Annotated in this window: 6 protein-coding genes and 3 pseudogenes; 4 read left to right on the forward strand and 5 right to left on the reverse strand. The window is 71.7% G+C overall.

Going from position 1 to position 6,314, the window contains the following annotated elements:
• Nucleotides 1-12: 12 nt before the first annotated feature.
• Nucleotides 13-120: pseudogene (locus AB0P35_RS36010) on the reverse strand (formylglycine-generating enzyme family protein); the annotation flags it as partial.
• A 979-nt stretch (nucleotides 121-1,099) separates the two neighbouring features.
• Between AB0P35_RS36010 and AB0P35_RS36015 the strand changes: the two are divergent.
• Nucleotides 1,100-1,609 (forward strand): hypothetical protein, encoded by a 510-nt coding sequence (locus AB0P35_RS36015; RefSeq protein ID WP_363519442.1) that lies wholly within the window; start codon nucleotides 1,100-1,102, stop codon nucleotides 1,607-1,609.
• Between the two features lie 301 nt (nucleotides 1,610-1,910).
• On the opposite strand, the pseudogene AB0P35_RS36020 reads toward AB0P35_RS36015, so the two are convergent.
• Nucleotides 1,911-2,045: pseudogene (locus AB0P35_RS36020) on the reverse strand (LysR family transcriptional regulator); the annotation flags it as partial.
• An 873-nt stretch (nucleotides 2,046-2,918) separates the two neighbouring features.
• Here AB0P35_RS36020 and AB0P35_RS36025 point away from each other — a divergent pair.
• Nucleotides 2,919-3,335: a spore-associated protein A gene (locus tag AB0P35_RS36025; protein WP_363519445.1), complete on the forward strand. Its 417-nt coding sequence runs from the start codon at nucleotides 2,919-2,921 to the stop codon at nucleotides 3,333-3,335.
• Nucleotides 3,336-3,687: 352 nt separating this feature from the next.
• On the opposite strand, the gene AB0P35_RS36030 is transcribed toward AB0P35_RS36025, so the two are convergent.
• The 3 genes and pseudogenes from AB0P35_RS36030 to AB0P35_RS36040 all read right to left on the reverse strand — a co-directional run bounded on the left by AB0P35_RS36030 (nucleotide 3,688) and on the right by AB0P35_RS36040 (nucleotide 4,989).
• Nucleotides 3,688-4,224: a VOC family protein gene (locus AB0P35_RS36030; protein ID WP_363519455.1), complete on the reverse strand. Its 537-nt coding sequence runs from the start codon at nucleotides 4,222-4,224 to the stop codon at nucleotides 3,688-3,690.
• Nucleotides 4,204-4,534 (reverse strand): annotated as a pseudogene (locus AB0P35_RS36035) (IS5/IS1182 family transposase); the annotation flags it as partial. The pseudogene AB0P35_RS36035 and the gene AB0P35_RS36030, both read right to left, overlap by 21 nt.
• A gap of 215 nt (nucleotides 4,535-4,749) precedes the next feature.
• Nucleotides 4,750-4,989 carry a DUF6296 family protein gene (locus AB0P35_RS36040; RefSeq protein ID WP_363519447.1) on the reverse strand — a complete coding sequence of 80 codons (240 nt, stop codon included), beginning with the start codon at nucleotides 4,987-4,989 and terminating at the stop codon, nucleotides 4,750-4,752.
• A 260-nt stretch (nucleotides 4,990-5,249) separates the two neighbouring features.
• Here AB0P35_RS36040 and AB0P35_RS36045 point away from each other — a divergent pair, with 260 nt between their 5' ends.
• Nucleotides 5,250-5,681, forward strand: a complete 432-nt coding sequence (locus tag AB0P35_RS36045) for a hypothetical protein (protein WP_363519450.1) — start codon at nucleotides 5,250-5,252, stop codon at nucleotides 5,679-5,681.
• A gap of 162 nt (nucleotides 5,682-5,843) precedes the next feature.
• A complete protein-coding gene (locus tag AB0P35_RS36050) occupies nucleotides 5,844-6,293 on the forward strand; it encodes a hypothetical protein (RefSeq protein WP_363519460.1) in 450 nt (149 codons plus the stop codon).
• The last annotated feature ends 21 nt before the right edge of the window (nucleotides 6,294-6,314 follow it).

Genomic DNA, 6,314 nt, shown 5'->3' on the forward strand with positions numbered 1-6,314 from the left:
GCCGCACACGTCGACCAGGCCGTACCCGTTGGGTGGGAACGCCCCGACCGGTGAGGTGCGCCGATGCCCGTCGGGGCGCAGGTCCTCGTAGGGGAACCGGCCCTGCCAGGTGATGGCCATGATCCGGCCGCGGACCGTCGCCGAGTCCCCCAGGCGTGAGTGGCGCCATCGAGGCCGCCACGGGCGGCGTACTCCCACTCGGCCTCGGTCGGCAGGTCCTTTCCGGCCCAGGCCGCGTACGCCGCGGCATCGGCGTGGGTGACGTGGACCACGGGGTGCCGGTCCCGGCCGTGCAGGGTGGAGCCGGGTCCTTCGGGGTGGCGCCACTGGGCGCCGGGGACCCACGACCACCACAGCCGGAAGTCGTGCAGCGGCACCGGACGGCCGGGCGGGGTGAACACCAGCGAGCCGGGCACCAGCTGGTCGTCCGAGGCGTCGGGGTACTCCGAGGCTTCCGGGGCTCTCTCCGCAGTGGTGAGGTGGCCGGTCTCCTTGACGAAGCGACGGAACTCGGCGTTGGTGACCGGGTGCTCGTCCACCCACAGACCCTCGACGGAGCGGCGGTGGACGGGGCGCTCCTCCGGATAGAAGTCCTCACTGCCCATCAGGAAATCGCCTCCGGGGACCCACACCATGTTCCTGGGCGATCGCTCCAGCGCCGTCCGGCGCTCGTCTGCACCGGCGGTCGTAGGCCGAGCAGCCGGGGATGACGGATCGAACCGGGTCATGGACTGCCACCTCCTCATCCATGGTGACACCGACGCGTCTCCTCGCCTCCGAGTCAGAGCGCGTGGCGCTCCGATGACGGGCGCCCCGGGTCCGCGGGCGCCAACATCACCCAGGTGAACGCGCACAGCTTCACGCCGCCTCCACTCCGTGCGATGGCCACGAGCCGGGCGCGGGAAACAAGGAGATGCGGCCATGCACAAGCCCTTGCTCCCCCAGGTGCCCTTGTCTCCACAACAAGGGATCGCCCCAGGTCAAAGCCTGTTGCCTCCTGACCTCCACCGCCGGTTCTCGCTGCTCGACAGGTCACGGACACCTACGCCACGCACATGTCCAGTTCATGGACGATCCGCACACATTGCCACTCGGAAAAGTGACCGAAGCGCACCGCGCCTGGCAGTACCTGGTGCGCCGTCACGGGGCACCGGCGCCGGGGCTCGGCGCAGAGCTCGGCCTGGTGGTGCCACCGTCGGCGCGGGAGTGGGCGCTCGTGCCCTCCTGGTCCTGGCACCGCGCCGGGGTCGACGCGAAGGGCACCGAGACGATCCTCCGCGCGCTGCGGCTCGCACCCCGCCTGGAAGAGGCCTCCGCGATGCCCGGCACCGAGGCGGCGGCGCGGCTGATGCGCGTGCCCGGGCTCGGGCCGTGGACGGCGGCCGAGACGCTGCAGCGCTGCAACGGTGACCCGGACGCGGTCTCCGTCGGCGACCTGCACCTGCCGAACACTGTCGCCTGGGCCCTCGCCGGGAAGGCCCACGGCACCCACGAGGAGAATGCCCGACCTCCTCGCTCCCTACGCCGGCCACCGCCACTGCGTCTGCCGCCTGATTCATACCCTCGGCGTGCGCGCGCCCCGATTCGGCCCCCGCCTCGCACCCAATGACCACCGCCACCGCCACCGCCACCGCCACCGCCACCGCCACCGGTGACTCTCGCCCGCGGGCGAGCGGGCTGCACGCCGCCGGCCGTGGACAGTCGGCCGATGTCTGCGGCTTCGCTCCCACAGCGCGGTGATCGCGCGGCTCGCCACCTCGCCGGATGTGCCGCCCGCGTCGAGCTCGGGGAGGAGATGCTGCATGGCGTATTGCTGCGTGACGGGCTCCAGCAGCGCTTCGTACTCGCTGAGCAGGCGACGGACGTTGTCCTCGTCGTCGCGCTGATACAGCAGCACCGGTTGCCGGCGCTCAGTGGCGGTAGGCGGCTGTCGCGATCTCGATGAAGGATCGGATCAGCGGGTTGGTGTCACCTTCGTTCCACACCGCCACCACTCGGCTCGGCACCATGTCGGTCAGCGGTACCACCGCGAACTCCGCTGACAGCAGCTCGCCGCCGGCCTCCGGGCCGCGGCGTCCGTGCCTATCGCCGACCTCCGACAGGTCCTCGGGCCGGTGCCCGCCAGCGCAGCCGACCGGCGCCGTTGGGAGCTGCGCGCCTCGGCGACGATCTGCAGCAGGTCCTTGCCGAGCACGACGACCTGGTCCAGGTCCGGAGGGGACGCTGGCCGCGCCTGGGCGGAAAACCGGTAGGTCGACCTGGTCCGGCTCGCCCGCCGGTACCGCCGGCACCTGCAGCTCGGTGACGAACCGGTCGACGCGATCCATCGGCTCGAGGACTTCGCGGCCGCCCGCCGCGGGTGGGGCAGCGGCACGGACCCGCGCGCTGATGGCTACGTGCCGCCCACCCGCAGTGCCCGCAGCCGTTGGACCGCCTCTGTCGGGTTCCTGGCCGGGCTGAGCCCGGGTGGTTCCGCGCCCACGGCCACGCCGGGTTCGGAGCCCCGCCTCCGTCGCCCTGTGAGGGTGGGCGCTGCTGTGATGGGCCGTCAGGTCCCCGCCCATGCCCCCGCCGCCGCCCGGAACACCGCTGCCGTGCGGGCACGCGTAGCTGCAGACCGGCGGGGGCGGGCCTGCTCCCGGGCGGAGGCGCGAAGCAGTGGGAGGAGGAGCGGCACCGGGTCGGCGTCGCTGGTGACGATCCGTGGCCGCGTTACCTCGGCGATACGGGCTTTTGCCAGTCTGCTCATCACAACCGGCCCGGAACCGCCGCCATGCCCCGTGCGCACCGCGCACCTCCCCCTGGCCCGGCACGCCCCGCGCCGAACCGGCCCTGCTCAGAACCTGCGGGACCGGCAGAACACACGCAGGAAATGGCCAGGACCGGCCGTAACGAGCCCAACCGGATGGAGTGAACCGATGCGCAGGTCGACGAAGCGAGCCGCTGCCCGCCTTGGCACCCTGGCCCTGGTGGCGGGCGCCGCCGCGACAGCAGTGCCGACGGCCGCGCAGGCCGCCGGCTACAACGGTGTCTGCGGTTCGGGCTACACCGTCATCGACCACCGCGACCTCAACCTCGGCGGCACGGTCTACCTGACCTACAACAGCAGCAACGGCAACAACTGCGTGGTCACGGTCCGCAACAGCCCGGGCCAACCGATCCTCATGCTCGCCGGGCTCAGCCTGGCCGGCGCTTCCACCTGGACAAAGCTCGACGAGGGGTACTACCGGTCATACGCCGGGCCGGTCTTCTTGCACGCGGAGCACAACTGCATCGACTGGGAAGGCGGGATCGAGGACAACGTCAGCGGCGGCTTCAACTCGCACTGCGGCTGACCGCGGCCCGTCTTCATTGCGCGGGCGCCGTCGACGGTGGTCTCGGTGTCGTCGTCCAGCCGGGCGATGGCCGCAGGCATTCACCTGTGTCGCTATCGATGACGGGGACATGTGCCTGGTCTGGCCGATCACCTGGCAGTGCGCACCTACGCGGTGGTGGCTGGAGGCCGACGAGCGTGTGGACCGGGTGCGGCTGCCCGAGGACGTCCTCTTCGACCGCCTGCACCTGCGTCGCCTCGCCCGTTCGGCGGCTTCCGCCCTGATCGCCACCGCGGATCGGCAATCTGCCATTCCCGGGACCGTCTGCGGTGGGTCCGCGCCTTCCCGCGCAGGCCCACCGGTCCGGTGGACGTCAGCCGTCCGCGCGGGCGGCCCGGGGGCGCTGACGCAGCGAGATCCGGTTGCCGTCCGGGTCCACCGCCTCGATGCGGACCCCGAACGGGTACTCGACGGGCTCGGGCTGGTCGAACGTCACCCCGCGGTCGCGCAGCAGGGCGAAGTCCTTCCACAGGTCGTCCGACTCCAGGAAGATCGGGCCGGGCGTGGTGTCCGGCAGTGCCCCGGCCGGCTGCCCCGCGGCGGCGGCGTGCGGCCACAGGACGATCTCGACCGAGCTGCTGGGCACACCCACGGTGAGGAAGCGCCCATCCGGGTTCGGGAAGTCGATCCGCTTCTCCAGTCCGAGCTGTCGCGTGTAGAAGTCCAGCGCGCGGTCCTGGTCGGTCACGTAGAGCGTCACGTACATGATCGTGTTCAGCATGACGGTGGTCCCGTCCCTCTCGTCCGCGGGCCCCGGCGGCCTCTTCGCGCCAGCTGCCCCGTCATCTCCACTGACGGAGCCCGATGGGGGAATGTGACAGACCGGCGGGATCATCGCGACCTGGACCATGCCTTCGGAGCGGGAGGGCAGGGCCTCGTAGTCGCGGGCCAGGCATCGGTGGTGCAGGTGCCGACCGAAGGTGCGCTCGACGACCGAGCGGCGGGGTTGGACGACGAATCCCCTGGTGGCGCGGTCGCGGCGGACGATCTCGACGTCGATGCCCAGGGCGGCGCCGTGCTCGACGACGGCGTTCTTGTAGCGCATGTGGCCCAGGCCTTGCGGACGGTGGGGTGCTCGGCCGCGACCGCGGTCAGCAGCTGCCGGTCGGCGGTGTTCCCTGGACGCTCGCGGCGGTGACCAGCACGGCGAGAAGCAGACCGGTCGCGGTCCCACGCGGCCGCGAGACTGTCCTCGAGAACGTCCGCCCGGCACCTCGGTGGCCGCTCGCCGAGATCGGCCGGCCACGTCCCCGGCGAGACCACCGTCACCAGCGCCCCGCGGTCGGCTGCGGCCGCGAGCCAGCCCAGCGTCGCCTCGACGGCCGGATGCGGCTCCCGGGCCTGCCGGCCGCCGACCAGCAGCGGGGCGGCCGTGTCAGCGCAGCGGCTGGGCGTGGACGGCTGTGTCGGGGACCGGCCGGCCCACCAGGTCGAGGACGTGGACCAGGCCGCCGTCCTCGATCTCCACCCGTACCGTGCGGTCCGCGTCCTCATGGACGGGGTGGCCGTTCGGGCCATAGCCGGCCTGGCGTTCCACGATGACGGTGTCCTGCTTCCGGTGGGCTCCGGGGTCTCCGGGGAACGTCAGCGTCCAGCGGGCCGTATCGGGTGCCACGGCGATCACGTCCTCTCCACCACGCGCGCGGGTGCCTCGGGCTCCGTCCGAGCCCTGCGTGGCCGCCCCGGTCGGGCCGGCCCGCAGCAGACGCTTCCCGGGGACCGCGGCGACGGCCCCGCACCGTCACAGCCGGTGCGGGGCCCTCGTGCGATACGGCGGCGCTACGCGGCTGCGCCAGCATGGTCGACGTTCGATCGATCATCGATGATCCGCCTCAGACAGGGTTCCGTATGCACGTCCTCCGCCGAGTCCTCGCAGTGTTCGCCAGTGTGGCGCTGCTCGCCGGTGTCAGCCTGTTCGCGTCCTCCACCGCGCAGGCCGCCACCTCCTGCTCCGGCACCATCACGTACGCCCAGACGGTCTCGCACAACGGCAGTGCCATCGGCGAGTTGGTCATCTACTACAACAGCAGCAACGGCGGCACCAACAGCGCCTGCTTCTACCACCGCGGGGCGTCCTACGGCGTCTCGGCGACGACCAGCGTCGAGATCTACCGGTGCCTGCAGAAGTCCGGTTCGGGCGGCGGATGCACCGTCGACGCCTCGTCGCGCATCGACAAGGGATCGTACGCGTACAACGCCGGACCGGTCGGCGTGACCGGCACGGCGAACTACTGCGTCTACGCCTATGGCTACATCAACTGGGCCGGCCACGAGTACTCCGTGTCGAGCGGAACCCGGGGCTGCTGAGCCCCGCGTCCCGCCCCCTCGACGGGCCGCGGGAACGCCCCCGGGTTCCCGTTCCCGGCTCCGGCGGGCCCCTCCCCCAGCGGACCGACCGACGCCCGACAGATCCGCATTTCCGACCGTGTCGAACCACTGGATGTTCGGCGCAAGAAAGGACGTTCCTCCGTGCGCAAGAAGCTCGTCTCCGTCCTCGGTGCCCTCGCGATGGCCGGAGCCGCCACCGTGATGACCGCGCCCGAGGCCTCGGCTCTCACCGCCTCGCCGACGGAGGTCTGCGGCCCCGGCTACAAGGTCGTCGACTCCGAACAGCTCATCAACCGCACCGTGTGGGTCTACCTGACCTACAACAGCTCCAACGGCTACAACTGTGTGGTCACCATCCGCGGGAACGGGGGCGACCCGGTGCACATGTCGGCCGACCTCACCGTCCAGGGCAGCTCCCAGAAGTCCGACACCGGCTACTACAAGTCCTACGCCGGCCCGGTCTACGCCCACGCCGCGGGCAAGTGCGTCAAGTGGGGCGGCTTCTTCAGCGACTTCGCCGGCCCGCGGCGCCCACCAGCTGACCCGGCAGCTGCTGTCCACCGCCCTGCGGCCGGCGCTGGAACGCGGTGAGTTCACCGTCGAGTACCAGCC

Source organism: Kitasatospora sp. NPDC085879 (assembly GCF_040686255.1).
Classification (GTDB): Bacteria; Actinomycetota; Actinomycetes; order Streptomycetales; family Streptomycetaceae; genus Kitasatospora.